This is a genomic window from Brooklawnia sp., assembly GCF_049651565.1.
GTDB lineage: Bacteria > Actinomycetota > Actinomycetes > Propionibacteriales > Propionibacteriaceae > Brooklawnia.
The window spans coordinates 1-1616 of the sequence record NZ_JBASCI010000058.1 but is presented as its reverse complement, the minus strand read 5'-3'; the positions used below and the strand labels follow the sequence as shown (position 1 = coordinate 1616).

General features: G+C 71.9%; 2 protein-coding genes and 1 pseudogene. All 3 read left to right on the top strand.

Annotation, left to right across the window (positions count from 1 at the left end):
- A partial coding sequence (locus WBL05_RS02825; protein ID WP_424223608.1) for an aminotransferase class V-fold PLP-dependent enzyme occupies positions 1 to 290 on the top strand: 290 nt, incomplete at its 5' end.
- Between the two features lie 47 nt (positions 291 to 337).
- Positions 338 to 1429: a tRNA 2-thiouridine(34) synthase MnmA gene (gene mnmA / locus WBL05_RS02820; RefSeq protein WP_424223607.1), complete on the top strand. Its 1092-nt coding sequence runs from the start codon at positions 338 to 340 to the stop codon at positions 1427 to 1429.
- Positions 1429 to 1616 (top strand): annotated as a pseudogene (locus WBL05_RS02815) (methionine synthase); the annotation flags it as partial. The gene mnmA and the pseudogene WBL05_RS02815, both read left to right, overlap by 1 nt.

Sequence of the window (1616 nt, the reverse complement as noted above, 5' to 3'; positions counted from 1 at the left end):
GCGCCGAGCCGGCCAGCCCGGCCATCTGCAACCTCGGCTTCGCCGGGGCCTCCGCCGACGACCTCACCTTCCTGCTCGACCAGCAGCGGATCTGGTGCTCCACCGGATCGGCCTGCCGGGCGGGCGTGCCCGGGCCGAGTGAGGTGCTGCTGGCGATGGGACGCGACGAGGTCGCCGCCCGCAGCGGCGTCCGGTTCTCGTTCGGCTGGTCCACCACCGACGCGGACATCGACCGGGTGGTGGACGTCCTGCCGTCAGCGGTGCAGCAGGTACGCGCGGTTCCGCATTGACTGCGGCGGGCGTTTAGACTCGGGGACCTTGGAGAGGAGGACGGGGCATGCGGGTGCTGTCAGCGATGTCGGGTGGGGTGGACTCCGCCGTCGCCACCGCACGACTGATGGCTGCGGGTCACCAGGTGACAGGCGTCCACCTGGCGCTGTCTCGAACTGCGTTGGCGCAACGGGCGGGCTCGCGGGGCTGCTGTTCACTGGCGGACGTGCACGACGCCCGGCGGGTGGCTGACCGGTTGGGGATCGACTTCTACGTCTGGGACTTCTCGGAGCGGTTCGCCGACCAGGTGATCGGTGACTTCCTGTTGGAGTATTCGGCCGGTCGGACGCCCAACCCGTGCCTGCGCTGCAACGAGCGGATCAAGTTCGCCGCACTGCTCGACAAGGGGCTCGCCCTCGGCTACGACGCCGTCGCGACCGGCCACTACGCCCGGCTGGTCGAAGGGCCGGACGGCCTGGAGCTGCGCCGGGCCCGGGACGACGCGAAGGACCAGTCCTACGTGCTGGGCGTGCTTGACCGCCACCAGCTCGCGCACAGCCTGTTCCCGCTCGGCGACAGCCTGAAGCCACAGGTGCGGGCCGAGGCCGCCGATCTGGGATTCGCGGTGGCCGACAAGCCCGACTCCAACGACATCTGTTTCATCCCCGACGGCGACACCGCCGGCTTCCTGGCCGACAAGCTTGGCGAGGCACCCGGACGCATCGTGGACGCCGCCGGCAACGACCTGGGCGCCCACCGAGGCACCTACCGGTACACGATCGGTCAGCGCAAGGGCCTCAACCTCGGCGTTCCCTCGGTGGACGGCCGACCCCGGTACGTAGTGGGGATCGATCCCGAGCGCAGGCAGGTGGTGGTCGGCGGTGCCGGCGAGCTGGCGGTCGACCAGCTGCGCGGCGTCCGACCGACCTGGACGGCTGGGCCCCGACGCGGCCCGTGGCGGGGCCATGTGCAGGTGCGCGCGCACGGCGAGGCGATGCCGGCCGAGATCGAACAGGTCGGCGAGGAGCTGCTGGTGCGGCTCGACCAGCCCTGCCGCGGCGTGGCGCCCGGCCAGTACGCGGTCTGCTACGACGGCGAGCAGGTGGTGGGCAGCGCGGTGATCGCTGCCACCGCCAGCCGGCTCACGCAGGCGTCCTGATGCGCACCACCGGCCTGGGCTCGATGCCGGGCCGCGACTTCCGGGCGGCCACCAGGGTCGTCGCCGAAGTGTTCGAGGCAGTGCTGGCGATGCCGGAGGTGCCCCTGCGGGACGCGTCCTCGGCCATCATCGGGCGCACGTTGGGGCTGCTCGCCCAGCCCTGCGAACTGGACGCAACCGGTTGGCG

Coding starts and splice junctions, on each gene's coding strand:
- mnmA (WP_424223607.1), top strand. CDS start 338: ATGCGGGTGCTGTCAGCGATGTCGGGTGGGGTGGACTCCGCCGTCGCC.